We start from the raw sequence: 25102 nt of genomic DNA, 5'->3' as shown, positions 1-25102 counted from the left end.
CGCGGGCCGCGCCGCCCGGCACGCCGCCGCCCGCCGCCGGTGTCCCGTCCGCGCCCGCGTCGTCGTCCGCCGTGCCCCGGGGCGGCGTCGCCGCGACATCCGGGCACGGCAGGAGCGCCAGCAGCTCCAGCACCTCGGCCGCGCTCTCCGGCCGCTCCTCCGGCTGCTTGGCCAGCAGCCGCATGATCAGCGCGTCCCACTCGTTGGGCACACCCGGGCGCACGATGCTCGGCGCGTCCGGGATCCGGGTCATCTGCTGCCGCATCAGGGTGTACAGGCTGTCCGACTCGAATGGCGGACGCCCCGTCACCAGCGCGTAGAGGATGCAGCCCAGGGCGTAGAGGTCGGTCCGCTTCTCGAACCGCGCGCCCTCGATCTGTTCCGGCGCCATATAGGCCGGGGTGCCCACCACCAGGCCGGTGGAGGTGAGGCGGTGGTTGTCCGGGGAGTCGGCCACCACGGAGGCGATGCCGAAGTCCAGCACCCGCACCAGTCCGTCCGTGCCGACCATGACGTTGGCCGGTTTCAGGTCCCGGTGGATGACCCCGCCGTCATGGGCCGCGCCCAGTGCCCGGCAGATCTGTTCGCCCCACTGCGCCAGCAGCCGCAGCGAGGGCAGGTCGCCCGCGGAGAGCACCTCGTCCAGCGAGCGGCCGTGCAGCCGCTCCATCACCAGGTACAGCATCCGCTGGCCGCCGTCCGAGGTGGCGGGAGCCTCGCCGGCATCGTGCACGGTGACGATGAAGGGGCTGGTCAGGCCGGCGAGGAGTTTTGCCTCCCGCTCGAAGCGCTGACGCGCCCGGGGATCGCGGCGCAGCGAGACCCCGTGCAGGACCTTCACCGCCACCACGCGTTCCAGCCGCAGGTCCTGGGCCTCGTACACGGCGCCCATGCCGCCCTCGCCGAGCTGCTGCCCGATTCTGTACCGGCCGTCCAGCACCAGCCCGTCCATCCGCACCCCGTCCACACACACATTCTGCTGGTTGTCCCGCCAAGCCGCTGCCCATCCTTCTGACCTCGCCCTCCCGCGTCAACGCGGGAGGGCGGGGCGGGCCGTCCGTCGGCGCGCATGCGCGGCCGGGGCCGCCGGGCTAGCGTGAAAGTCGGACAAGCCCCTGGAGGCTGGAGGCCCTCATGGACGTCCTGGTGCTGATCGGGCGCATCCTGTTCGTGCTGATCTTTCTCGGTTCGGGCGTCAACCATTTCGCCAGGACCTCGGCGATGGCGGACTACGCGGCGTCCAAAGGCGTACCGATGCCCGCTCAGATCACCCGGGTGACCGGCGCTGTGCAGCTGGCCGGTGCGCTGATGGTGCTGCTGGGCATCTGGGCGGATCTCGGGGCGCTGCTGCTGGCCGCCTTCGTCCTCTCCACCGCGGTGGTGATGCACCGCTTCTGGGCGGAGACCGATCCCATGACGCGGCAGAACGACATGCTGCACTTCCTCAAGGATCTGGGACTCGGCGGCGCGGCGCTGATGCTCGTGGCCTTCTTCTCGTACGCGGGCGACGACCTCGGAATGACCCTCACCGGGCCGCTGTTCGACGTCCGCTGAGGCCCTGGAGGCCCTGCGAGGCCCTGCGAGGCCCTGCCGGCGGCCGGCCGGCGGGGCCGGAACGCGCTCGTCCCCGCCCGGGTCCGGCGGGACCCGGGCGGGGACCAGGGGGCGCCACGTGGGGCTCGCGCCCCACGCAGTGGGTGCACCGGACGCGGCCGGCGTCGTCTCCCGGACGCGCGGTGCACGTTCCCGGGGCGGCGGCGGGGCGGTATCGCGCCGCGCCGCCGCGGTGGGGTGGTGCCATGTCACGACGTGCGGAGGCTTACGGGGACCCGCCGGCTTGCGGCGGGCGCCGGTGGCCGTCGGTGGGCGCCGGAGCGAACCGGCCGGCGGCCGGGGCCGGAGGCGGCCGTCGCCCTCGTGACGACGGCCGCCCGGTCGTCCGCCCCCGCTTGCGCATGCCTCGCCGTCCGCGGCCCGGCTGAACGGATCAGCCGAGCAGCGGCGGGTTGGCCAACCGGACGAGTTCGAGTGCCTGCTCCGGGAACCAGGCGCCGGCGGGCGGGTCCACCATGCCGCGGGCCGGGTCTTCCGGTCCCTCGGTGCCGCGCAGGCACTGGCCGTCCGACTCACCCGGGATCTTGATCCACAGGTGGGCGTCGATCAGCGGGTGGCCGGTCTCGGTGGTGGGGCGCTTGCCGGCTCCGCGGTCCGGCGGGTTGCACCAGTCCTGCGGGTCCGGGTAGGTGTCCGCGGGCGGGGTCCACGGGCCCTGGCCGTTGCGGCTGGTGTCGGTGACGAATCCGGGCCAGTCGGACTGGTCGGCGGTCACGTTGCCGGCCAGCCAGCCCAGGGCGTCCTCCCGCGGCCACCACTGGTTGGGGCAGGAGGCCGGGTCGCCGCCCTCGGCGGCGTAGGCCAGGCAGCCGGAGATCAGCGTGCCGTAGTGGGCCAGGTCGTCGTCCGACTGGTAGTTGGAGGGGTTCAGGTAGAAGCCGCGGGCGTCCGCGACGTCGGCCTCCAGCAGGCGCGGCACGATGGAGTTGACGCTGTGCCAGTTGCTGTGGCCGGCGTCGAGGTAGACGGTGGTGTTCGGCAGGGAGCCGAGCTTGGCCACCGCGTAGCGGACCTCCGCGAAGCGGGCCGCGGTGAGGGTGCCCTCCTCGTCGTCCTGGCCGCAGTCGCCGGGCATCAGGGCCAGGGAGTCGGGCTCCAGGACGATCACGGCATGGTGCTTGCCGATGCCCTTGGCCACGTCCTTGACCCACTTCTGGTACTCGGCGGTGTCGGAGGCGCCGCCGGCGGAGTACTGGGCGCAGTCGCGGCCCGGGACGTTGTAGAGCGCCAGCACCGGCATGGCGCGCTGGCGCGCCGCGTCCTTGACCACCCGGCGGGCATCGTGCTTGACGTTGCTGCCCTCCTGGCCGGTGAGCCACACGGCCTGGGGGGTGCTGATCAGGGCACGGAGGCCGTCGGCGTCCTCCTGCTGGCCCGCCGCCTCCAGTTCGGCGATCTGGTCCAGGGCTCCCGGGTTGGCGGGCGGCACGTAGAAGCGGTTCTCGACGGGCTTCTTCACACCGCCGTGGTGGCCGTGGCCGCCTCCGGCCACGGCGACGGACGCCGTGGTGGCCGCCAGCAGCAGGCCGGCCGTGGCGGCGGCGGCCGCCAGCAGCGCTGAGGATCTGCGGTTTTTACGTCTGTGCACATCGGCTCCTGATGGCTGAGCGGGGGCATGCGGAGGGCCGTCCCGGTGGGAGCGCTCCCAGATTGGGGCGGTCGGTATTGGGAGCGCTCCCAGCCCTGGCCAGGCACTTTCCACCGACAGCGGCGACCGAGTCAAGACTCCGAACACGACCTGACGCATTCAGATCATTTTTGATCGAATTCGTTTGTATGGGCTGGTTGGTCGCGATCGGTGTGCGGCCCGTGGCGCCCGGTCAGCAGGGCGGCGACCGCCGAGGGCGTCCAGTGGCCGGCCGCCCCGGGGCAGGCGGCCAGATAGCGGCCGGTGCGCTCGGCGTCCCAGCCGTGCGCCTCCGCCACGCCGTGGCCCAGATGGCGCAGATACGCGGCGGCGGGCGGCACGGGTTCGGCCTCGGCGGCCGGCCAGGGGGCGGTGAAGGTCAGCACCGGGTGGCCGTCCGCCTCGCCGGCCGCCACCAGGGTCTCGTAGCGGCCGGGGCCGAGCCGGGCGCGGCCGTGCGCCAGCACCCGGCGCAGGTCCAGATCAGTGCCGGGCTCCCGGTACATCTCCTGGGCGGCGATGTCGGAGAACTGCGCGAGGGTGATCAGGTGGGCGCGTGCAGCGGTGGGCCGCCCGGTGTGGTCCGGGTCGTAGAAGGCCCGTCCGCCGCCCCAGACCGGGGAGCGGGTGGCGAAGTAGAGCCCGCCGGGCAGCAGCAGCGGGCGGGAGCACCGGGGCGGGCGGGGATCGCGGCAGCCGGGGCAGGACCGGCCGGGGCCGTCCCCGCCGCGCAGGTAGTGGCCCAGCCGGGCCAGGTCCATGTTCGAGCCGTACGCCGCGTACCAGACGAGCGGGCCGGTCCCGTCCGTGGTGGTGGTCATCGCTCACCTGTCCCTTCGTCCCCGGGGGCCTCCCCCGCCGGTGCCCGGGCCGCGTGCCGGCGGGGCGGAAACCGCTACCGCACGGTCTGCGTACCCCGTACATTGCCAGCTCCGGCCCCGTCCGCCGGCCCGGACCACGCCCGCCCGAGGAGAGACCACGATGAGCGAGACCGGCACCGGAACCGCACTGCCCGCCCGCGCCCGGGCGGTGGCCCGCGCCCTGGCCGAGGCCGGGGTGCCCGGCCGCATCCGCACCCTCCCGGCGGCGGTGCGCACCGCCGCCGCGGCGGCCGAGGCGCTGGGCTGCGAGACCGGCGCGATCGCCAACAGCCTCGTCTTCCTGGGCGACGGCCGGCCGCTGCTGGTGATGACCAGCGGCCGGCACCGGGTGGACACCGCCGCGCTCGCCGCCCGCCTGGGGCTGTCGGTGATCGAGCGGGCCGACCCGGACCAGGTGCGGGCCGCCACCGGCCAGCCCATCGGCGGCGTCGCCCCGGTCGGCCACCCCGCTCCGCTGCGCACCGTGGTGGACACCGCCCTGGCCGACTACCCGGAGATCTGGGCGGCCGGCGGGCACCCCAGCACCGTCTTCCCCACCACCTACGAGGAGCTGGTCCGCCTCACCGGCGGCGAGCCGCACCCCGTGCACGCCTGACGCCCGGCCCGCCCGGAGCCGCCAGGCCATCCGGTGCCATCCGGTGCCATCCGGTGCCGCCCGCTCCCGCGGCGGCTGTCCCTGCCGGGCCGGGCGCAGGGCCGCCGGAGCCCGGCCTCACGGCCGGGGCTTCCCGGCTGAGCCGGGGAGGGGGCCGCCCCGGCCGCCGCGCCGGTCAGCGGTCCATCAGCACGAAGACGCCCCAGCCGAGGTATTCGCGCTGGTAACGGGCGTACTGGACGGGGGCGGCGGTGAGTTCGGAGCGCATCCGGGCGGCGAGTTCGTCCTCCGGTGCGGCATCCAGCCAGCGGCGGATGTTGAGCCACTGGGCGGCCACATAGCGGTCCCAGCTGTCCTGGTCCGCCAGCACCATCTCGACCACGTCGCAGCCCAGGCGGGCGAAGTGCTCCAGCAGCTCCGGCAGGCCGAGGAAGTCGTCCTTGCGGCCGGCCAGGCAGCCCTCCACGGCGGCCTGGTCCGGGGGATCGCGCCGCCAGTAGGGCTCGCCGATCAGCATCATCCCGCCGGGGGCCAGGCTGCGCCGGAGGAGCTCCACGGTGCCCGGCACGCCGTCGCCGATCCAGGTGGCGCCGATGCATGCGGCGATGCCCACCGGCTCCGGGGCCACGTGGCCCGAGGCGTCGCCGTGCCGGAACGCGACCCGGCCGGCGACGCCCAGTTCCGCCGCACGGGCCCGGGCGGCGTCGAGGAAGGTGCTGCTGATGTCCACCCCGGTGCCGGTGATGCCGTGGTCGCGGGCCCAGGTGCACAGCATCTCGCCCTTGCCGCAGGCGAGATCGAGCACGCGGGTGCCGGGCCGCGGGCCGATCGCCCGGCCCAGGGTTGCCAGCTTCTCGCTGGTGAAGGGGTTGGAGATCCGGTGACTGCTTTCGCGGATGGTGAAGCTGCGCGGCAGTTCCACTGCTCGGGACTCCTCCGGTTCCGGGACGTGCGGAAAAGAGGCGACATGACGACTGCGGGAGGCGGCCGGCGCGGCGGCCGCGACGGCCTGGACCGTCAGGGAAAGCACCTCTTCGGACGCGGGTCTCCCGGGACCGGGTGAGGCTATGGGCGTCCCGGCCGCGCTGTCCACCGAATTGGCCCAGGGGCACGCCCGGCCGGGCCCGGCCGGGCCCGGAAAAGGCTTTGTGGAGGGCGGGACGGGGCCGGGACAATCACGGTCCATGGGACACCTTGAGGCCGCGCACGTGGACTACTACCTGCCGGACGGGCGACTGCTGCTCAACGACGCCTCGTTCCGGGTCGGAGAGGGCGCTGCGGTCGCGCTGGCGGGGGCGAACGGCGCGGGCAAGACCACGCTGCTGCGGCTGCTCGCCGGGGAGCTCCAGCCCCACGGCGGCACCGTCACGGTCAGCGGCGGCCTCGGTGTGATGCCGCAGTTCGTCGGCTCGGTGCGGGACGAGCGGACCGTGCGCGACCTGCTGGTGTCGGTGGCGCCGCCGCAGATCCGCCGGGCCGCGCAGGCCGTGGACGCCGCCGAGCTGGCGATCATGGAACGGGACGACGAGGCCGCGCAGATGGCCTACGCCCAGGCGCTCAGCGACTGGGCCGAGGTGCGGGGCTACGAGGCCGAGACGCTGTGGGACATCTGCACCATGGCCGCGCTCGGCGTCCCCTACGAGAAGGCGCAGTGGCGGCAGGTGCGGAGCCTCTCCGGCGGGGAGCAGAAGCGGCTGGTGCTGGAGGCCCTGCTGCGCGGCCCGGACGAGGTGCTGCTGCTCGACGAGCCGGACAACTACCTCGACGTCCCCGGCAAGCGGTGGCTGGAGGAGCAGCTGGCCGCCACGCGCAAGACCGTGCTGTTCGTCTCGCACGACCGGGAGCTGCTGGCGCGCGCCGCGCAGAAGATCGTCAGCGTCGAGCCGGGTGCGGGCGGCTCCGAGGTGTGGGTGCACGGCGGCGGCTTCGCCACCTACCACCAGGCCCGCGAGGAGCGCTTCGCGCGCTTCGAGGAGCTGCGCCGCCGCTGGGACGAGAAGCACGCGCAGCTGAAGAAGCTGGTGCTGGATCTGCGGCAGTTCGCCTCCCGCAGCGACGACATGGCCTCCCGCTACCGGGCCGCGCAGACCCGGCTGCGGAAGTTCGAGGAGGCCGGACCGCCGCCCGAGCCCCCGCGCAAGCAGGAGATCCGCATGCGGCTGCGCGGCGGCCGTACCGGCGTGCGGGCGCTCACCTGCGAAAACCTGGAGCTGACCGGGCTGATGAAGCCCTTCGACCTGGAGGTCTTCTACGGCGAGCGGGTGGCGGTGCTGGGCTCCAACGGCTCGGGCAAGTCGCACTTCCTGCGGCTGCTGGCCGGGGAGGAGGTGGCACACAGCGGGGCCTTCCGGCTCGGGGCGCGGGTGGTGCCGGGGCACTTCGCGCAGACCCACGCCCATCCGGAGCTGGCCGGCCGCACCCTGGTCGACATCCTGTGGACGGAGCACGCCCGGGACCGGGGCGGGGCGATGAGCGTGCTGCGCCGCTACGAGCTGTCCCGCCAGGGCGACCAGCCCTTCGACCAGCTCTCCGGCGGCCAGCAGGCCCGCTTCCAGATCCTGCTGCTGGAGCTCGCCGGGGCCACGGCCCTGCTGCTGGACGAGCCCACCGACAACCTCGACCTGGAGAGCGCCGAGGCGCTCCAGGAGGGCCTGGAGGCGTACGAGGGGACGGTGCTGGCGGTGACCCACGACCGCTGGTTCGCCCGCTCCTTCGACCGCTTCCTGGTCTTCGGCTCCGACGGCCGGGTCCGCGAGACCGACGCGCCCGTCTGGGACGAGCGCCGCGTCGAGCGGGCACGGTGAGGAACGCGGCACGCCGACGGCCGAGCCGGGCGCCCCGCGCCGCGGGAGCGGCGCGTCAGGCCAGCCGGCCGGTGTCGAGGCTCAGGTCGAAGGGGGCCGGAAGCCGTACCGGCGTGCCGAAGGGGTGCGGCCCCTCGATGCGGGTGTAGCCGATCTCGCCCGGCTCGCCGAACAGCGTGCAGCACTTCTCCTGCCGGTCGGCCAGCAGGTAGAGCGGCGCACGGTATTCCGCGTAGCGGCGGCGCTTGACGATCCGGGCGGTGTCGCCGTTGGACTCGGAGGTGATCTCGACGATCAGCAGCGTCTGATGGGGCAGCAGGGCACCGGCCCCCTTGGCGGGATCCCGGGGGACGACCGCGAGGTCCGGCACGTACCAGTTGCTGGACCCGGGAAGGTCCAGATTGCCCGCGCCGGCCACGCAGCCGAGACGCCGCAGCGCGGGAACGAGCTGGTCACGGATCGTGTCCGGCGGCGGTCTCGTGGTCCCAGCTCGGCGGCACCTGCTCGATGACCCCTTCGATGAGTTCGGCCCGGTCGCCCCGAATGTGCTGAACGGCGTACTTCAGCGCCTTCTCGGGATCGTCCACGACGCCATACGAACCCGCCGAGCGGGGCGGCACAGGCACGGCGCTCATCGGTCCCCTCCGGATTCTGCGGGTATCGACCAGCATGAGCTCCCCGGCGGTGACGCGGCAAGCCGAGGAGGGGAGGAGCACCCGATGGGGTGAGGGAGCGGCCCGCCGCCGGGTCAGGGGGTGGGCGGGCGGACGGTGACGACGGGCTCGTGGTCGACGGGGAAGGTGACCGAGTTGGCGATGTAGCAGGCCTGGCGGGCGTCCTTGTGCAGGGCCAGGGCGCGCTCGGTCATGGCGGGGTCCGCGATCTCCACCTGCGGGCGGAGCACGACGCGGGTGAACCGGCCGCCCCTGGCCCCCTCCTCCTCCATGGAGCCCTCGGCCGGGTCCCGGTAGGCCGTGACCTCGACGCCGTTCACCGAGCAGAAGTGCAGGTACCAGAGCATGTGGCACTGGGAGAGGGAGGCCACCAGGAGCAGTTCGGGGTTCCACCGGGAGGTGTCGGCACGGGTCGACACCGCGGGGTCGGCGCTGGCCTCCAGGACCGGCCGCCCGGGCGCGGTGGTGTCCCCCAGCCGGTCGAAGGACCGGTAGGTGCGGGTGCCCTCGCCCGCGTTGCCGGTCCAGACCGTCTCGGTCGTGTACGTGTGCACGCGTGCCGCTGCCATGCCGCCACACTCCCCTCGCGCCTCGCGCCCCAGCGCCCCAGCGCCTGAGCGCCTGAGCGCCTGAGCGCTCGCTCAGCGTTCCCGACCGCCGTATCGTCCCGCAGGAGGCGGTGCGGGGGAATGCCGTTCCGCGGTGGGGTCGGTCACAGACCGAGGAGCGGGGGCGCGGGCGGCGGGAGGCAGGGACGAGGACCCCGGCAGCGGCGGCGGCATGGCCCGTCGTCACGTCCGGCCCCCGGCCGGGCGAACGGTGTCAGTGCGCGCCCTCTTCCGGGGAACGGTGGCGGCGCAGACGCATGGCACGGGTGGCCCTGCGGCGGCGGTGGGTCAGGTTACGGGGGTTCAGCCGGTCGGCGAGACGGTTGACGTCGTCGTTCAGCTTGTCGAGCGTCGCGTCGATGTCGGCCTTGATCCGACGGGATGACGGGCCCATTGCGCGTCCTCCTTCAAACTCTCCAGGGTCTGCTGCGGCTTGGGCGAGAAGGACCGCATGGTGGAGCGTCCCACCAGGAACAGCACGGCCCCGATCAGTGCCCACACGCCGGTGACGATCAGTGCGGACCAGGCCAGGCCCAGAACGTTGTCCAGCGCGAAGACCGCGGTGAAGGAGAGCAGCACGGCGACCATGTAACCGGCGAAACCCGCCCCGCCGTACATGCCGGCGGCCTTGCCGGCGCGGCTGGTCTCCTCGCGGATCTCCGCCTTGGCGAGCTCCACCTCCTGGCGCAGCAGGGTCTGCACGTCGGTGATCACTTCGGAGACCAGGTCGCCCAGCGGCGGCTCACCTTCCGAAGGCCTCGGCGTCGCCATGCGTTCGGTCTTCCGGGTCCGGACCGGTGCGGCGGTCGAAAAGATGCCCACGGCTTCTCCTCCCTTGCTTCCTGTCGAGTGGAGCACGAACCCGCCTGCCTCGCAGCCCGGGCGGGCCGTTCGGCCGCGGGCCGGCCCCGGCGGGAGGGGGCGGCCCGCGCTCAAGGAGGCTGCGAGGCGCGCCCGGCAGCCTGGCCGGGGCGCCGCGGCACGCCGTACCGCCGTACGCCGGGCCGCCGGGACGCCGCTGCCGGACATCGCCGAGGAGGGGTCATGCGCTGGGAGAACGTCTACATCGCCGGGCTGGGGGCCTACCTGCCCGAGGAGGAACTCACCGCAGCGGAGGCGGTGGCCCAGGGCCGGTACGACCCGGACGCCGCCGCCGCCAACGGCGTGCGCGCGGTCCGCGTGGCGGGCCCGGAGGAGACCGGCCCGGTGATGGCCGCCGAGGCGGGGCGCCAGGCCCTGGCCCGCTCCGGGCACGCCCCCGGGGACATCGACCTGGTGCTGCACGCCTGCACCAGCCACCAGGGCCGGGACCTGTGGACGCCCGCCCACTACGTGCAGCGCGAGGTACTCGGCGGCGCCCACCCCTCGGCCGCCGTGGAACTGCGGCAGGGCTGCAACGGCGTGCTCAGCGGCCTGGAACTGGCCGCCTCCTGGACCACCTCCCGGCCCGGCGCCGGCGCCGCCCTGGTGACCTGCGGCGACGCCTGGCACCTGCCGTACGTGGACCGCTGGACCAGCGACGACCAGACGGTCTTCGGCGACGGCGGCTGCGCCGCGGTGCTCTCCGCCCGCGGCGGCTTCGCCCGGGTGCTGGCCACGGTCAGCCGTTCCGACGCCGGCCTGGAACCGCTCTACCGGGGCATGGGCCCCTGGGACCCGGCCCCGTTCCCCGGCGGCGCGCCGGTCATGCTCGGGGACCGTCCCGGCGAGTGGCTGCGGCGCGAGAAGGTCGCCTACGACGACGTGCTGGCGGCCGTCGCCGGCAATTTCGACGAGGCGCTGAAGCAGGTGCTGTCCGAGGCCGGGACCGATCTGGAGGACGCCCGCTGGTTCGTCCACGCCACCATGATCCGGCCCATCGCCGAGTGGGGCTTCGCCAGGCGGCTCGGTCTGGACCCGACCCGCACCACCTACGAGTGGGGCCTGGACTACGGGCACGTCGGCAGCAGCGACCAGTTCCTGGGCCTGAACCACCTGGTGGAGACCGGGCAGGTCTCCCCCGGCGACAGGATCGTCGTGGTGGGCGCCGGCACCGGGTTCATGTGGACCGCCGCCGTCCTGGAGATCCTCTCCACCCCCGTCTGGGCCTGATCGCAGCGGCCTCGGCGGCCACGGCGGGCGCAGCGGCCACGGGGCCGCCGCCCGGAGCACCCCTCCGGGCGGCGGCCCCGTGGCCGCTGCGGTCAGGCCCAGGCGATGAGGTGGTGGGGGGACTCCAGGACGTCCGCGGTGTCGCCCAGGACCAGGGCGCCGAGTTCGCCGTCGACCAGGCGGTGGTCGAAGGAGAGGGCCAGGGTGGTGACGTGCCGGGGGACGACCCGGCCCTCGTGCACCCAGGGCTGCTGCCGGATGGCGCCCAGCGCCAGGATCGCGGACTCGCCGGGGTTGAGCAGCGGCGAACCGGTGTCGGCGCCCAGCACGCCGATGTTGGTGAGCGTGAGGGTGCCGCCGCGCAGGGCCTCCGGGGTGGTGCGGCCCTCCCGGGCGGCGGACACCAGCTCGCCCAGCTCCCGGGCCAGCCCGGCCAGGGACAGCGCTCCGGCGTTCTTGATGTTGGGCACCACCAGCCCGCGCGGGGTGGCCGCGGCGATGCCCAGGTTGACCGCGGAGCGGTGCACGATCTCCTGGTTCTCCTCGTCCCAGGCGGCGTTGATGTCCGGGTGCCGGGAGACGGCGGCGAGCAGCGCCCTGACGGTGAGCAGGAGCGGGTTGACGCGCAGCCCGTCGAGCGCCGGGACACCGCGGAGCCGGGCGACCAGCTCGACGGTGGCGGTGACGTCCACGGTGCGGAACAGGGTGGCCTGCGGCACGGCGGCGCTGCGCACCATGGCCCGGGCGGTGGCCCGCCGCACCCCGCGCGCCGGTTCCCGCCGGTCCCCCGCGGCGGGCGCGGGCGAGGGCTCGGGCGCGGGCGCCGGGGCCGCGGCGGCGTGCACGTCGTCACGGGTGACGGTGCCGTGCGGGCCCGTGGGCCGGACGGCGGCCAGGTCCACCCCGAGCTGCCGGGCCAGCTTCCGCACGGGGGGCTTGGCCAGGACGTCCGGAGCGGAAGCGCCGGGCGGGGCGGCCGGGGCAGCAGCCGGGGGCGGGGTGCGGCGCGGGCGGCGGCGCGGGGCCTCGGCCGCCACGCCGTAGCCGACCAGGACGGGCCGGCGGGCGGGCACCGCACAGGTGGAGCCGTCGCCGGAGCCCTCCACCGACGACGGCTCCGGCTCCGTGGTCCCGGCGGCGGCCGGGGCGGTGATGCGGATGAGGGGGGTGCCGACGGGGACCGTGGCGCCCTCCGGCTGGAGGAGGGACTCGACGGTGCCGTCGAACGGGATGGGGAGTTCGACCGAAGCCTTGGCGGTCTCCACCTCCACCACGGTCTGTCCGTCGCTCACCGGATCACCCGGACGGACGTGCCAGGCGAGGATCTCCGCCTCGGTCAGTCCCTCGCCCAGGTCGGGCAGCCGGAACTCCTTCGGGCGCTGGGCTGTCGCGGTGCTCACCGGATCTCTCCCTCACAACGGGCGGACGGTCAGTGGGCCAGGGCCCGGTCGACCGCGTCCAGGACGCGGTCCAGGCCCGGCAGATAGGCGTGCTCCACCCGGGCCGGCGGGTAGGGGGCGTGGAAGCCGCCCACCCGCAGCACCGGCGCCTGGAGCGAGTAGAAGCACGACTCGGTGACGGCGGCGGCCAGTTCGGCGCCGGGGCCGAAGAAGGACGGTGCCTCGTGGACGACGACGAGCCGGCCGGTGCGCACGACCGAGTCCGCGACCGTGCCGGTGTCCAGCGGGGAGAGGGAACGCAGGTCGACCACTTCCAGGGACCGGCCCTCCTCCTCGGCCGCCCGGGCGGCGGCCAGGCAGACCGCGACCATCGGGCCGTAGGCGGCCAGGGTGAGATCGGTGCCCGGACGGACGACCCGCGCCCGGTGCGGGGAGGACGGCGGGGCGTCCGTCTCCACCGGACCCTTGTCCCAGTAGCGGCGCTTGGGCTCGAAGAAGATCACCGGGTCGGGGCCGGCGACGGCCTGCCGCAGCATGCCGTAGGCGTCGGCCGGGGTCGCCGGGGAGATCACCTTCAGGCCGCCGGTGTGCGCGAAGTACGCCTCCGGCGATTCGCTGTGGTGCTCCACCGCGCCGATGCCGCCGCCGTACGGAATCCGGATCACCACCGGCAGGGTGACCGTGCCGTGCGAGCGGAAGTGCATCTTGGCCAGCTGGGTGACGATCTGGTCGAAGGCGGGGAACACGAAGCCGTCGAACTGGATCTCCACCACCGGCCGGTAGCCGCGCATGGCGAGCCCGATGGCGGTGCCCACGATGCCCGACTCGGCGAGCGGGGTGTCGAAGACCCGGGCCTCCCCGAAGTCCTTCTGCAGACCGTCGGTGATGCGGAAGACGCCGCCGAGGGTGCCGACGTCCTCCCCCATGACCAGGACCTTGGGGTCGTCCTCCAGGCTGCGGCGCAGCGCCGCGTTGAGGGCCCCGGCGAGGGACATCTCCTTGGTGGTCACCGGTCCTCGGCCTCCTCCACGGCGAAGCCGTCCTGGTAGGCGGCGAACCACGCGCGCTCGGCGTCCACCTGCTGGTGGCCGGCGGCGTGGATGTGGTCGAACATGGCGGCGGGCGCGGGGTCGGGCATGGCCCGTACGGCGGTGCGCAGCCGGCGGGCGAGTTCCCGGCCGTCCTCCTCGGTGCCGGTGAAGAACGCGGCATCGGCGAGGTTCTCCCGCTCCAGGTGGCGGCGCAGCCGCTGGATCGGGTCCTTGGCCTGCCATGCGGCGAGTTCCGCCGGCATCCGGTAGCGGGAGGGGTCGTCGGAGGTGGTGTGCGCGCCCATCCGGTAGGTGAACGCCTCGATCAGCACCGGCCCCTGGCCGGTGCGGGCCCGTTCCAGGGCGGCGCGGGTCACGGCGTGCACGGCGAGCACGTCGTTGCCGTCCACCCGGACGCCGGGGAAGCCGTAGCCCTGCGCCCGCTGGTGGAGCGGGACGCGGCTCTGGCGCTCGGTGGGCACCGAGATGGCCCACTGGTTGTTCTGGCAGAAGAACACCACGGGGGCCTGGGCCACCGCGGCGAAGGTGAACGCCTCGGCCACATCGCCCTGGCTGGAGGCGCCGTCGCCGAAGTAGGCGATCACCGCGCTGTCCGCGCCGTCCTTGGCCACGCCCATGGCGTAGCCGGTGGCGTGCAGCGGGTGGGCGCCGACGACCAGGGTGTAGAGGTGGAAGTTGTGCGCGGCCGGGTCCCAGCCGCCGTGTGTGACGCCGCGGAAGATGCTGACCAGGGCCACCGGGTCGACGCCCCGGCACCAGGCCACGCCGTGTTCGCGGTAGCTGGGGAAGACGAAGTCGTCCGGGCGCAGGGCGTGCGCGGAGCCGATCTGGGCGGCCTCCTGGCCGGCCAGCGGTGTCCACAGGCCCAGCTCGCCCTGGCGCTGGAGGGCGGTGGCCTCGGCGTCGAAGGCGCGGGTGAGGACCATGTCCCGGTACATGCGGCGCAGCACGGCCGGGTCCCGCTCCGGGGTGAGGTGCGGGTGCGGGACGGGTTCGCCGTCCGGTGTGAGGAGCTGCAGGGGCTCCCGGCCGGCGGTCACCGCTGTCAGGGGCGGCGGCGGGTCGTCGGCGGCCGGGGCCGGGCGGCGCCGGGCAGTGGGCCGCGGCGGCGCGGTGCGTTGTCTGGCGGTCGTCGTCGCCGGCATGGGCGGTTTCCTCTCGTGGCCTTCGGTGGCCGTCATGGGCCGGTGGGAGCCGGTGGGAGCGGTGGGGCCGTCTGGCGGCGGGCGGGCGGGTGGTGCGGACCGAGGGCCGGCCGGTCCGGGGCTCAGCGGTCGACCAGTTCCCCGGCGGTCGCCGCCCGGATCTCCGCCACCAGCTCCCGGGTGAAGCGCGGCAGGGCCTGCCCGGTGAAGTAGAAGTGACCACCGGGGTAGACCCGGCGCCGGGCGCGGCGGCCGGTCTGGGCGGACCAGCCGGCCATGGCGGCGGGCGGTGCCCAGCCGTCGTCGGTGCCGCAGAACACGGTCAGCGGGCAGGACAGCGCGGGCCGGTCCAGCCCCGGGCGGTAGGACTCCACGGCCCGCATGTCGGAGCGGGTCAGCCGGAGGAAGCGGGCCAGGAACTCGGGGACCGAGGTGAGCTGGCCGGGCAGACCGCCCATCGCGGAGATGGCGTTGAGCAGGCCCTCGTCGTCGAGTTCGGACAGCCGCCGCTGGCTGCGGTAGCCGGGCGGCACCCGGCCGGAGACGCCCACCCACAGCGGCGGGCGGCCCCGGCTCTGAAGGACACGGGCCAGTTCGGAGGCGACGATGGCGCCGTAGCTGTGGCCGAAGAAGGCGAGCGGCGCGTCCAGCCAGGGCTCGATGTCGGCAAGCACCCGGGGCAGCACGACGCCCATGTCCTCCAGCGGGGGCTCGGAGGCGTACCGGCCGCGGCCGGGCAGGTCGTAGGCCATCAGCTCCCAGCCGGGAGGCAGGACCCGCCGCATGGGGTGGTAGACGGTGGACGAGCCGCCGGCGTGGTGGAAGGCGAACAGCCGCATGGCGGGCCGCTCCGCGGGCACGGGGCGCAGGAAGGGATTCACGAGCCGTCCTCCTGGGCGGAGTTGTCGAGGATGCAGCGGCCGAGCCGCTCGAAGAGGTCGCTCAGCGGGAGCTCGATGTCCACCTCGTCGACGGGGACCTCCACCTGGTAGCGCTCCTCGATGGCGACGGTGAGCTGCATGGCCGTGAAGGAGTCGCCGCCCGCGTCGAGGAAGGACAGCGCCGGGTCGGCCTGCTCCTCCGTCCGCATGATCCGGGCCAGTTCCTCCCCGAGGAACGCGGTCACCGCGGCGAGCGCGTCCTCCCCGCCGGCACCGGCGGCGGCGGTGCCGGCAGCAGCGTCGGCGGTGGCGGCAGCAGCGTCGGCGGTGGCGTCGGCGGTGGCCGTCCCGGCGTCCGCGGGGCCGTGGGCGGGGCCGTCGGCACCGCCCGGTGCGGGTTCGTCGATCCAGCAGGAGCGGTGCCGGAAGGGGTAGGTGGGCAGGTCGCCGTCGAGGCGGGTGCCGGGGCCGCGCAGGCCGTGCAGGCGGAGGTCGGCGCCCGCCCGGAACAGCTCGGCCAGCGCCTCCAGCAGCAGCCCCGGCGCGGCCTCCGGGACGCGGTTGAGCAGCGGCGCCGCACCGCCGTCCCAGGACACCTCCGCCACATTGGCGGCGGAGGCGGGCAGCGCCCGGCCCTCCTCGGCGCGCAGGCCGAAGCCGCACAGCAGCCGCCGGAACACCGTCCCGGCCTCGTCCGTGGCGTCGCCGTCCGAGCGCAGCGACGGGAACGAGGTCAGCACGTCGTTCAGCCCCTTCTCGATCAGCACCCGGTCCGGTCCCAGGCGCAGCCGGACCGCCGCCGGGGGCATGGTCCCGCCGCGGCGCCTGGCCTCCTGGGACCGGGCCAGCGCGTCGGCCAGTTCCCCGGCGCTGCCGCCGGTGACCGCGATGCGGTGCTCGAACGCGGCCCGGCCCTCGCGCAGCGTGGCGCACACCGGGGCCAGCCGGTCCCCGGGGGTCTGCCGCAGGTGGGTGACGGTCCGGTCCACCAGGGCCGCCAGGCTCTCGGGGTGGCGGGCGGAGAGAGTGATCAGTTCGGGGCGGGGCGCGGTTCCGGCGGCCGGCGCGGCGGGCAGCGGGCCGGCCACGGCGTCCGCCGGGGCGGGCCGGTAGGACTCCAGCACGGCGTGCGCGTTGGTGCCGCTCATGCCGAGGGCGCTGATACCGGCGACCCGGCGCCCGCCGTAGCCGTCGGGCCAGTCCTCGGTCCGGCGCGGCACGTGCAGCTTCATCCGCTGCCAGGGGATGAGGTGGTTGAGGGGCCCGTCCCGCTCCGGCGAACTGGCCGGGATGCGGCCGGCCCGCAGCATCAGCACCACCTTGATCAGCCCGGCGATACCGGCCGCGCTCTCCAGGTGGCCGATGCGGGCCTTGACCGTGCCCAGCGCCAGCGGGGCGGGCCGGGCGGGTGCGCCCGAGCCGAGCACCCCGTCCAGGGCACCGGCCTCGATCGGGTCGCCGAGCGAGGTGCCGGTGCCGTGCGCCTCGACGTAGCCGACCTCCTCGGGGGCGACTCCGGCGTCGGCCAGGGCCGCCCGCACCACCTCCGCCTGGGCCGGGCCGTTGGGCACGGTCAGGCCGGAGGAGGCTCCGTCGTGGTTGACGGCGGTGCCGCGCAGCACGGCCAGCACCGGCCGGCCCTCGGCCTCGGCGTCGGCCAGCCGCATCAGCACCACCGTGCCGACGCCCTCGCCGCGGCCGTAGCCGTCGGCGCTGTCCAGGAACGCCTTGGAGCGGCCGTCGGGGGCCAGCGCCCGGCTCTGGCACAGCGAGACCATCAGGTCGGGCGAGAAGAACACGTTGGCGCCGCCGACGAGGGCGTAGCGGCATTCGCCGGAGCGCAGCGAGCGTGCCGCGCCGTGCAGCGCGACCAGGGAGGAGGAGCAGGCGGTGTCCATGGTGACGGCCGGGCCGGACAGGCCCATGACGTAGGCCACCCGGCCGGCGGCCATGGCGTGGCCGCCGCCGGTGCCGTAGTAGGGGTCGATGGCCGCCCGGGTGTCCTCGCGGTGGGCGAGCCGGTCGCCGTAGTCGGAGGTCATCAGCCCGACGAACACCCCGGCGGGGAGCCGGTCGTGGCGCCGCACCGGGATGCCGGCCCGCTCCATGGCCTCCCAGGAGGTTTCCAGCAGGAGCCGCTGCTGCGGGTCCAGCACCTCGGCCTCGCGCTGCGAGATGCCGAAGAAGGCCGGGTCGAAGCGGTCCACGGCGTCGAGGAAGCCGGCCCGGTCCACGTAGCTGCGGCCGGGCCGGGGGCCGCCGGGGGCGTGGACCGCGCGCAGCCCGGGCCGGTCCCCGGGGATGGCGCCGACCGCGTCGCCGTCGCCGAGGAGGAAGTCCCAGTAGTCCTCGGGGGTGGTGAGGCCGCCGGGGAGCCGCAGGCCCATGCCGACGATGGCCAGCGGGGCGGAGCGGGAGTCCTCCAGCTCCCGGATGCGGGCCCTGAGCTTGTGGGACAGGGCCAGTTGCTGTTCGATGACGCGGCGCAGGTCGGTGGTCTCCATGGTGGCCCCCTGGTGGTGGGTGGTGTGGTGGGTGGCGCGTCGCTCGCTGCGGGCGGCGGTCACCCACCACCTCACATGGACAGGTCGCTCACAGGTCTGCGGTCGGGCCGGCGGCCGGGCCCGGCGGTCCCAGGCCGGCGGTCACAGGTCGGCGGTCAGGTCGTTCTGGACGGCTCGCAGCAGTTCCTCGTCGGTGAGGTCCGCCAGGGAGAGTGCCGGAACGGGCTCGGGCGCGGCCGGAGCCGGGGCCGGGGCGGGCTCGGACGGGCCGGACGTGAAGGAGGACAGGTCGGTGATGTAGGCCGACAGTTCCCGCACCGTCGGATAGTCGATGGCCACGGTGGACGGCAGCTCGGTGTCCAGCCCGTGGGAGAGCAGATCGCCCAGGTCCAGCACCATGATCGAGTCCAGGCCGGCCTCCTCGAAGCCGCGGTGGGGATCGGCCACCGCGTCCGGCTCGCCGAGGATCTCGCCGACCACGGTGGCCAGCGTGGCGCGCAGCGCGGTGTCCCGGTCGTCCGGCCCCAGGCCGGCCAGCATGTCCCGCAGCCAGCCGCGTTCCCGGCCGGCGGCGGCTGCCTGCTCGCCGCGTTCGGTGCCGGTCTCCCGCCCGGCCAGCCGGGCGAGTTCGGCGGTGTAGGCGGCGCGCGGGTGCTCGCCGACCGCCTCGGCGTAGCGCACCGGGTCGAGGTGGACCGCCAGCAGCCGGGACTCGCCGTCGGTGGCGGCCAGCGCCAGCAGCGGCTCGGCGGTCTCGTCGTCCAGCGGTTCGATGCCCAGCTTCTCCACGGCCCGGCGCATGGCCGCCGAGTCCGCCATGCCGCCGCCCGAGCCGGGCACGTACGGGCCCCATTCGACGGCGGTGGCCGGCACGCCGTTGGCGCGCAGCGACGCGGCCAGGCCGCTGAGGTAGCCGTTGGCGGCGGCGTAGTTGGCCTGCCCGGGGTTGCCGAGCACGGCGGCGGCCGAGGAGTAGAGGACGAAGGCGTCCAGGGACTGGCAGCCGGCGGCCATGGCCAGGTTCTCGGCGCCGCGCGCCTTGGCCGCGAACACGGTCTCGAAGTCCTCGGGGGTGAGCTGGTCGAAGGCCCGGTCGGCGGTGGCGCCGGCCAGGTGCAGCACGGCGCTCAGCGGGGCGTGCCGGCCGGCCGCGGCCACGGCGGCGGCGCAGTCGGCCGGGTCGGAGATGTCCCCGGTGAAGACCTCCACCACGCAGCCGCCGGCGCGGAGTCCGTCGATCACGGCGCGGGCCTGCTCGCCGGGTTCGCGGCGGGCCATCAGGGTCAGCGCGGCGACGCCCTGCCGGGCCAGCATGCGGGCCGCGCTCAGGCCGAGGCCGCCCAGTCCGCCGGTGAGCAGCACCGCCTTGCCGGTCCAGCCGGGTTCCTCGCCGACCGGGGCGGCGGCGGTCAGCCGGGCCACCCGCACACCCTCGCCGCCGAGCGTGATGCGCAGCTCGGGGCTGTGGCCGCTGTCGCCGGTGAGGTCGTCCACCAGGTGGGCGAGGGTTCCGGCCACGGCCTCCGGCTGCCAGCCGTCGTCCAGGGTGACGCGCAGCAGGCGGCGTTCGGCGTCCTCCGTCTCCAGGGCGGTGAGCAGGCCGAACAGGGCCTCGCGCACCGGCGCGGCGGAGGCGGCGGAGCGGGCCAGCACCGCGTACGGGGTGCGGCGCGGCAGGGACCGCAGGGTGTCGGCCAGGGCCAGGGACCCGGCCATGGCCGCCGCCGAGGACGTCGGTGCGTCCTGCTCCGGCAGGCGCAGGTCGATCACCATGTCGGCGGAGTCGTCCGGGCCGGGCAGCACGGTGTGGCCGTGGGCGGTGAGCGCCTCGGTGATGCGGGCGCCGTCCGGGGTGGTGCCGCCCAGCACGGCCAGGGTGCGGCCGGTGCCGCCGCGGCCCTCCAGGCGGGGTTCGGCCATCCAGGTGGTGCGGTAGGCGTGGGCCTGGCCGTCGCGCAGGCTCTGCCGCAGCGTGGCGCGGCGGGCGGCGCGGATGCGGAAGTGGTCGGCGACCAGGGTGGATTTCCCGTCGGAGGTGAACATGTGCAGGTCGGCCAGGTCCACCCGCAGCCGCCCGTTGGGCAGCGGGTCGGCGTTGCGGACCACCACATGGCCCCACATCTCGTCCGGGTGAGCGTCCCGGGCCGGGAAGGACAGCCGGGCCGCGGAGAACGGGATGGACAAGGTGGCGGCCGAGTGGATCTCGTCGTCCACCATGAACGCGGCCATGGACTGGAAGAGCGAGTCGATCAGCCCGGGGTAGAGCTCGTAGTCGCCCAGGTCGTCGGGGAGTTCCGGGGTGGCGTAGCGGATCAGGGCCTCCTCGCCGCGCACCCACACCTCCGCGATCCAGCGGAAGGACGGGCCGAGGTTGTAGCCCAGGGCGGCGAAGTAGGAGTAGAAGGTGCGGCCGTCGAAGTGGCGCTCGGCCGAGGCGATGAACTCCTCGCGGTCCACGGCGGGCGCGCCGGGCGCCTGGTCGCCGAGGCGCCCGTGCAGGTGCCGGGTCCACACCCCGCGCTCCGGGTCGAGCAGGCTGTGCACGCCGACCGGGCGGCCGGAGCCGGCGCCCGGGCCCCCGGCGGGCTCGGGGTCCACCGTGATCTGCACGTCGTAGCGCTCGCCGTCCTTGATGACCAGCGGGTGCGGGCAGACGAAGTCCTCCATCACCAGCGGCCGTCCGCCGCCGCCCAGCGCGGACAGGATCGCCGCCAGGTGGGAGGAGGCCGGGGTGAGCACGGTGTCGTCGATGCGGTGGTGGGTCAGGAAGGGCGGGAAGGAGGCGTCGGCGGTGGCGCTGCGCTCCAGGGTGAACAGCCGGCTGCCCCGGCCCAGGGCGGGCGAGCGCAGTTCGCTGCCCCAGTGCAGTTTCCGGGCGCCGTCGGCGGTCACCGCCGTCACGGAGGGCGACCCGCCGCCGGTGCCGGCCGCCGGGCGGGCGGCGGGCGTGACCTGGGTCCAGTGCCGGGTGTTCGCGTACGGGTAGCGCGGTGCCGGGGCCCGGCCGGTGCCGGTGGCGGACTGCACGGCCGCCCAGCGCAGCGCGGCGCCCCGCTCGTAGAGCGCGGCCGCGGCCCGGAGCATGGCGGCCCGCTCGCCGCGGCGCTTGCGCAGCGAGGGGTGGGCGCCGCCGTGCGGGGTGAGCCCGGCGGCGCCCAGCAGGTTGACCAGGGTGCGGTCCGGGCCGATCTCCAGGCAGACGTCCGTCCCGAGTGCGGCGAGCTGCCGGGCGCCCTCGTGGAAGCGGACGTGCTGCCGCAGGTGGCGGGGCCAGTAGGCGGCGTCGTAGGTGTCCGGGCCGGCCGGGGTGCCGGTGAGGTTGGAGATCACCGGTATGCGGGGGGCGGCGAAGCGCAGCCCTTCGGTGAACTCGCCGAGTTCCCCGGCGACCGGCTCCACCAGCCGGGAGTGCATGGCGACCGAGACCGCCAGCCGGGCGGTGCGGATCTTGCCCAGCCGGCCGGCCTTGGCCTCCGCCTCCACGGCGGCGATGTCCTCGACCGTGCCGGAGACCACGGTGGAGGACGGGCCGTTGACCGCGGCGATGTCCAGGGCGCGGCCCTCGGTCAGCTCGGCGGCCCGCTCCGGCGGCACGGACAGGGAGAGCATGGCGCCCGGCCCGGTGGCGGCGATCAGCCGGGCCCGGTGGGCCACCAGTGCCAGTCCGGATTCCCGGTCCAGCACCCCGGCCAGCACGGCGGCCGGGATCTCCCCGACGCTGTGGCCGGTGACCGCGGCCGGGGTGACGCCCCAGGACGCCCACAGCTCGGCCAGCGCCAGCTGGAGCGCGGCGATGGCGGGCTGGGCGTACTCGATGCGGTTGATCAGCTCCTCGTCGACGCCGTAGCACATCAGGTCGGGCAGGGAGACGCCCAGCATCGGGGACAGCACCCGGTCGCAGTCGTCCAGGGCGGCCCGGAACACCGGCTCGGTCTCGTAGAGTTCGCGGCCCATGCCGAACCACTGGCTGCCGGAGCCGGTGAACAGGAACGCCACCCTGGGCAGCGCCGGGCCGGTGGCCTCCCCGCCGTCGTCACCGAGGGACCGCAGCAGTTCGTCCCGGGTGGTGCCGAGCAGGGCGCGGCGGACCGGGAAGTGGGCGCGGCCGGAGCCCGCCGTGCGGGCCAGGGCGGCCAGCCCGGCCGGGGTGCCGGCGTCGTCCCCGGCGAGCCGCTCGCGCCAGGCGTCGGCGACCCGCTCGAAGGCGGCCGGGTCGGGCGCGGACAGCGGCAGCAGGAACGGCCCTTCGGGGTCGGTCACGACCCGCGGCACGGCGGCCTCCTCGGCGGCGGGTGCCTCACCGAGGACGATGTGGGCGTTGGTGCCGGTGAAGCCGAAGCCGGAGATGCCGGCCAGCCGGCGGGCGCCCTTGCGGCACCGCCAGGGCGTCAGCGCCTCCACCACCCGCAGGTTCATGTCGTCCCACGGCACGTGCGGGTTGAGCTCCTCGCAGTGCAGGGAGGCGGGCAGCTTGCCGTGGCGCAGCGCCAGCACCGTCTTGATCACCGAGGCCATGCCGGCCGCGGACTCGGCGTGCCCGAGGTTGGACTTGACCGAGCCGACGTGCAGCGGGTCGCCAGCCTTGCGGTCCCGCCCGTAGACGGCCCAGGCGGCCTTCAGCTCGATCGGGTCGCCGAGCGAGGTGCCGGTGCCGTGCGCCTCCAGGTAGGAGACGTCGGCGGGGGCGGTCCCGGCGTCGGCCAGCGCGGCGGTGATCACCGCCTGCTGGGCGGTGCCGCTGGGCACGGTCAGGCCGGAGGAGGCGCCGTCCTGGTTGAGGGCGGTGCCGTGCACGACGGCCAGCACCCGGTCGCCGTCGCGGCGGGCGTCGGCCAGCCGCTTCAGGACCAGCACGCCCACGCCCTCGGCGCGGACGAAGCCGTCCGCATCGGCGGAGAACGCCTTGCAGCGGCCGTCCGGGGAGAGCATGTGGGCGCGGCTGACCGCGACGGAGGTCTCCGGCGAGGACAGCACATTGACGCCGCCGGCGAGGACGGTGTCGGACTCGCCGGTGCGCAGCGAGCGGACCGCCAGGTGCAGGGCGGTGAGGGAGGAGGAGCAGGCGGTGTCCACGGCCATGGCCGGTCCGTTGAGGCCCAGGGTGTAGGCGATGCGGCCGGCGGCGGCGTTGAGGGCGGTGCCGGAGGCGTAGTAGGCGTCCAGGCCGTCCAGGCCGCCCTCCTGGAGGTGGCGGGCGTAGTCGGAGTTGGAGATGCCGACGAACACGCCGGTGCGGGTGGAGCGCAGGGCGGTCGGGTCGGTGCCGGAGTCCTCCAGGGCGTGCCAGGCGGCGGCCAGCAGCAGCCGCTGCTGCGGGTCGAGGTTGTCGGCCTCGCGGCCCGGGACGGAGAAGAAGGCGGAGTCGAAGGCGGCGATGTCGGAGAGGAACCCGCCCTGGTCGGTGGTGATGGTGCCGGTGCGGCGCTCGTCGCCGCCTGCGCCCGCGTGCAGGGCGGCGGCGTCCCAGCGGTCGGCGGGCACGGTGGAGACGGCGTCGGTGCCGGTGCGCAGCAGCTCCCACAGCTCCTCGGTGGAGTCGGCGCCGGGGAAGCGGCCCGCCATGCCGACGATGGCCACCGGTTCGGTGAGCAGGCCGCCGCGGTCCGGGCCGTCGGCGTCCTCCCCGGGCCGGCCGCCGGGCGGGGCGGCGGGAGCGGAGGCGGGCGTCCGGGCGGGCCGGTGCCGGGCGGGCGCGGTGGCCGGTGCGGCGGGGGCGGGGCCCGCGGTGCCGTGGGTGGTGACGTGGCCGGCCACGGCGTCGCCGAGCGCGGCGACGGTGGCGTTGGTGATGACGTCGGTGGCGTCCAGCACCAGGCCGACCGCGTCGGTGATCTCCCGGGCCAGGTCGGCGGCCATGATGGAGTCCAGGCCGAGGCCGAACAGGCCCGCGGTCTCCGGGATGGCGGCCGGGTCGTCGTGGCCCAGGATGGGCGCGGCCAGCCGGGCGACCAGCGCGCGGGCGGCGGCCGGGCGGGCGTCCTCGGGCAGTGCGAGCAGTTCCTCGCGCGGCCCCGGCACCGTGCCGTCCTCCGGCGTCCGCTGCCCGCCGGTGCCGCTGCGCCGCTGCGGCAGCAGGCTGTCGTAGAGCGCGCGGCGGCGGACCGAGGACATCACCGAGACGAAGCGCGGCCAGTCCATGGTGCAGGCCAGCAGATGGCCGGAGGCGCCGGGCGCGGCGGCGGTCAGCGCGGCGCAGCCCTGGGCGGGCGTCAGGTCGGCGATGCCCATCCGGGACAGCTTGCGGCGCTTCTCCTCGTCGGCCATGCCGGCCAGGCCCCAGGTGCCGTAGGCGACGGCGGCGGCGGGCAGTCCGGCGGCCGCGCGGTGGGCGGTGAGGGCGTCCAGACCGGCGTTGGCCGCCGCGTAGCCGCCGCGGCCCTCGTTGCCCCACAGCGCGGAGACGGAGGAGGTCTGGGTGAAGAAGTCCAGCTCCCAGTCGCGGCTGAGCAGGTGCAGCCACCAGGCGCCGGAGAACTTGCCGCGCAGCGCGGTGGCGAAGTCCTCGGCACCGGCCTCGGCGAGCGCCGTCTGGGGCAGGGTGCCGGCGCTGTGGATGACGCCGCGCACCGGCGGCAGCTCGTCGGCGGCCTCCCGGCAGACGGCGGCCAGCGCGGCGGCCGAGCCGGTGTCGGCGCGGGCGTAGCGGACCCGGGCCCCGGCGGCGCGCAGCGCCTGCAGTGCGTCGGCGGCCTCCGGGCCCAGCTCCGCCTCGGGGGTGCGGCCGAGCAGCAGCAGGCTGCGGGCGCCGCGGCGCACCAGGTCGGCGGCGACCTCGCGGCCGATGCCGCCCAGCCCGCCGGTGAGCAGATAGGTGGCGTCCCCGCGGACCGGGAGGTCCGGCTCCCAGCCGGCGCCCCGCTCCGCCTCGCGCAGCCGGGCCGCCAGCACCCGGCCGCCGCGCACGGCGGTGGCGTCCTCCCGCTCGTCGCCGTGCACGGCGAGGGCGAGCGCGGCGGCGGCGTCCTCGGCGGAGGGACGCGCGGGCAGATCGGTGACGGCGGCGAAGGCGGGGCCCATCTCCAGGCCGAGGACGGTGCCCAGGCCGTGCAGCAGACCGTGGTCGGTGGCGGGGATCTCGTCGCTGCCGGTGACCTGCCGGGCTCCCCGGGTGAGCAGCAGCGCGCGGCCGGTGGCGGGGCCGGTGTGCAGGGTACGGACGGCGGTGGTGGCGGCGGCCAGCAGCCGCCCGCCGTCGGCGGCCGGGTCGGCGCCGCCGTCCAGGGCGG

Annotated in this window: 17 protein-coding genes and 1 pseudogene; 4 read left to right on the top strand and 14 right to left on the bottom strand. The window is 75.5% G+C overall.

Annotated elements, in window-relative coordinates; translation table 11 throughout:
• A partial coding sequence (locus tag GQS09_RS16240; protein WP_165986800.1) for a serine/threonine-protein kinase occupies positions 1-967 on the bottom strand: 967 nt, incomplete at its 3' end.
• A 167-nt stretch (positions 968-1134) separates the two neighbouring features.
• Between GQS09_RS16240 and GQS09_RS16235 the strand changes: the two genes are divergently transcribed.
• A complete protein-coding gene (locus tag GQS09_RS16235) occupies positions 1135-1554 on the top strand; it encodes a DoxX family protein (RefSeq protein WP_165986799.1) in 420 nt (139 codons plus the stop codon).
• Between the two features lie 433 nt (positions 1555-1987).
• Here the strand turns inward: GQS09_RS16235 and GQS09_RS16230 are convergent, their stop codons facing one another.
• Positions 1988-3202: a glycoside hydrolase family 6 protein gene (locus tag GQS09_RS16230; RefSeq protein ID WP_313896163.1), complete on the bottom strand. Its 1215-nt coding sequence runs from the start codon at positions 3200-3202 to the stop codon at positions 1988-1990.
• A gap of 164 nt (positions 3203-3366) precedes the next feature.
• A complete protein-coding gene (locus tag GQS09_RS16225) occupies positions 3367-4062 on the bottom strand; it encodes a histone deacetylase (protein ID WP_165986797.1) in 696 nt (231 codons plus the stop codon).
• A gap of 160 nt (positions 4063-4222) precedes the next feature.
• Between GQS09_RS16225 and GQS09_RS16220 the strand changes: the two genes are divergently transcribed.
• The gene (locus GQS09_RS16220) at positions 4223-4717 is read left to right on the top strand and encodes a YbaK/EbsC family protein (protein WP_165986796.1); all 495 of its coding nucleotides are present in this window, start codon (positions 4223-4225) and stop codon (positions 4715-4717) included.
• 175 nt (positions 4718-4892) lie between these two features.
• Here the strand turns inward: GQS09_RS16220 and GQS09_RS16215 are convergent, their stop codons facing one another.
• A complete protein-coding gene (locus tag GQS09_RS16215) occupies positions 4893-5639 on the bottom strand; it encodes a class I SAM-dependent methyltransferase (RefSeq protein WP_165986795.1) in 747 nt (248 codons plus the stop codon).
• 262 nt (positions 5640-5901) lie between these two features.
• On the opposite strand from GQS09_RS16215, the gene GQS09_RS16210 reads away from it, so the two are divergent.
• On the top strand, positions 5902-7521 hold the full coding sequence (locus GQS09_RS16210) for an ABC-F family ATP-binding cassette domain-containing protein (protein WP_165986794.1): 1620 nt from the start codon (positions 5902-5904) through the stop codon (positions 7519-7521).
• A 55-nt stretch (positions 7522-7576) separates the two neighbouring features.
• Here GQS09_RS16210 and GQS09_RS16205 read toward each other — a convergent pair.
• The 4 genes and pseudogenes from GQS09_RS16205 to GQS09_RS16190 all read right to left on the bottom strand — a co-directional run bounded on the left by GQS09_RS16205 (position 7577) and on the right by GQS09_RS16190 (position 9574).
• A pseudogene (locus GQS09_RS16205) lies at positions 7577-8156 on the bottom strand (Uma2 family endonuclease).
• Positions 8157-8269: 113 nt separating this feature from the next.
• Positions 8270-8764: an OsmC family protein gene (locus GQS09_RS16200; protein WP_165986793.1), complete on the bottom strand. Its 495-nt coding sequence runs from the start codon at positions 8762-8764 to the stop codon at positions 8270-8272.
• A 253-nt stretch (positions 8765-9017) separates the two neighbouring features.
• The gene (locus tag GQS09_RS16195; protein WP_165986792.1) at positions 9018-9197 is read right to left on the bottom strand and encodes a DUF3618 domain-containing protein; all 180 of its coding nucleotides are present in this window, start codon (positions 9195-9197) and stop codon (positions 9018-9020) included.
• The gene (locus GQS09_RS16190) at positions 9140-9574 is read right to left on the bottom strand and encodes a phage holin family protein (protein WP_165986791.1); all 435 of its coding nucleotides are present in this window, start codon (positions 9572-9574) and stop codon (positions 9140-9142) included. The genes GQS09_RS16195 and GQS09_RS16190 overlap by 58 nt, the downstream gene beginning before the upstream one ends.
• 273 nt (positions 9575-9847) lie before the next feature.
• Here GQS09_RS16190 and GQS09_RS16185 point away from each other — a divergent pair, with 273 nt between their 5' ends.
• Positions 9848-10894, top strand: a complete 1047-nt coding sequence (locus tag GQS09_RS16185) for a ketoacyl-ACP synthase III family protein (protein WP_165986790.1) — start codon at positions 9848-9850, stop codon at positions 10892-10894.
• A gap of 92 nt (positions 10895-10986) precedes the next feature.
• Here GQS09_RS16185 and GQS09_RS16180 read toward each other — a convergent pair whose 3' ends face one another.
• The 6 genes from GQS09_RS16180 to GQS09_RS16155 form a co-directional block, all read right to left on the bottom strand.
• Positions 10987-12294: a dihydrolipoamide acetyltransferase family protein gene (locus GQS09_RS16180; RefSeq protein WP_165986789.1), complete on the bottom strand. Its 1308-nt coding sequence runs from the start codon at positions 12292-12294 to the stop codon at positions 10987-10989.
• Positions 12295-12323: 29 nt separating this feature from the next.
• Positions 12324-13289, bottom strand: a complete 966-nt coding sequence (locus GQS09_RS16175) for an alpha-ketoacid dehydrogenase subunit beta (protein ID WP_207957904.1) — start codon at positions 13287-13289, stop codon at positions 12324-12326.
• An 11-nt stretch (positions 13290-13300) separates the two neighbouring features.
• Positions 13301-14491, bottom strand: coding sequence for a pyruvate dehydrogenase (acetyl-transferring) E1 component subunit alpha (gene pdhA / locus GQS09_RS16170; RefSeq protein ID WP_165986787.1), 1191 nt, complete (start codon positions 14489-14491; stop codon positions 13301-13303).
• 122 nt (positions 14492-14613) lie between these two features.
• Complete coding sequence (locus tag GQS09_RS16165; RefSeq protein ID WP_165986786.1) at positions 14614-15372, bottom strand: thioesterase II family protein; 759 nt, start codon at positions 15370-15372, stop codon at positions 14614-14616.
• Entirely contained in the window at positions 15369-17939 is a 2571-nt protein-coding gene (locus GQS09_RS16160; RefSeq protein ID WP_207957903.1) for a type I polyketide synthase, read from the bottom strand. Before GQS09_RS16160 ends, GQS09_RS16165 begins: the two co-directional genes overlap by 4 nt.
• A 78-nt stretch (positions 17940-18017) precedes the next feature.
• The coding region (locus GQS09_RS16155; RefSeq protein ID WP_165986785.1) for a type I polyketide synthase at positions 18018-25102 on the bottom strand (7085 nt) is incomplete at its 5' end.

The organism is Streptomyces sp. YIM 98790 (assembly GCF_011421595.1).
Classification (GTDB): Bacteria; Actinomycetota; Actinomycetes; order Streptomycetales; family Streptomycetaceae; genus Streptomyces.
Note: the sequence above shows the minus strand (reverse complement) of the source record. Positions and strands in the feature narration are given on the sequence as shown.

What these genes read in the sequence shown, in the direction of transcription:
- GQS09_RS16235 (WP_165986799.1), top strand. Translation starts at nt 1,135, where the DNA reads ATGGACGTCCTGGTGCTGATCGGGCGCATCCTGTTCGTGCTGATCTTT.
- GQS09_RS16225 (WP_165986797.1), bottom strand. Translation starts at nt 4,062, where the DNA reads ATGACCACCACCACGGACGGGACCGGCCCGCTCGTCTGGTACGCGGCG.
- GQS09_RS16220 (WP_165986796.1), top strand. Translation starts at nt 4,223, where the DNA reads ATGAGCGAGACCGGCACCGGAACCGCACTGCCCGCCCGCGCCCGGGCG.
- GQS09_RS16210 (WP_165986794.1), top strand. Translation starts at nt 5,902, where the DNA reads ATGGGACACCTTGAGGCCGCGCACGTGGACTACTACCTGCCGGACGGG.
- GQS09_RS16200 (WP_165986793.1), bottom strand. Translation starts at nt 8,764, where the DNA reads ATGGCAGCGGCACGCGTGCACACGTACACGACCGAGACGGTCTGGACC.
- GQS09_RS16195 (WP_165986792.1), bottom strand. Translation starts at nt 9,197, where the DNA reads ATGGGCCCGTCATCCCGTCGGATCAAGGCCGACATCGACGCGACGCTC.
- GQS09_RS16190 (WP_165986791.1), bottom strand. Translation starts at nt 9,574, where the DNA reads ATGGCGACGCCGAGGCCTTCGGAAGGTGAGCCGCCGCTGGGCGACCTG.
- GQS09_RS16185 (WP_165986790.1), top strand. Translation starts at nt 9,848, where the DNA reads ATGCGCTGGGAGAACGTCTACATCGCCGGGCTGGGGGCCTACCTGCCC.
- GQS09_RS16175 (WP_207957904.1), bottom strand. Translation starts at nt 13,289, where the DNA reads ATGTCCCTCGCCGGGGCCCTCAACGCGGCGCTGCGCCGCAGCCTGGAG.
- pdhA (WP_165986787.1), bottom strand. Translation starts at nt 14,491, where the DNA reads ATGCCGGCGACGACGACCGCCAGACAACGCACCGCGCCGCCGCGGCCC.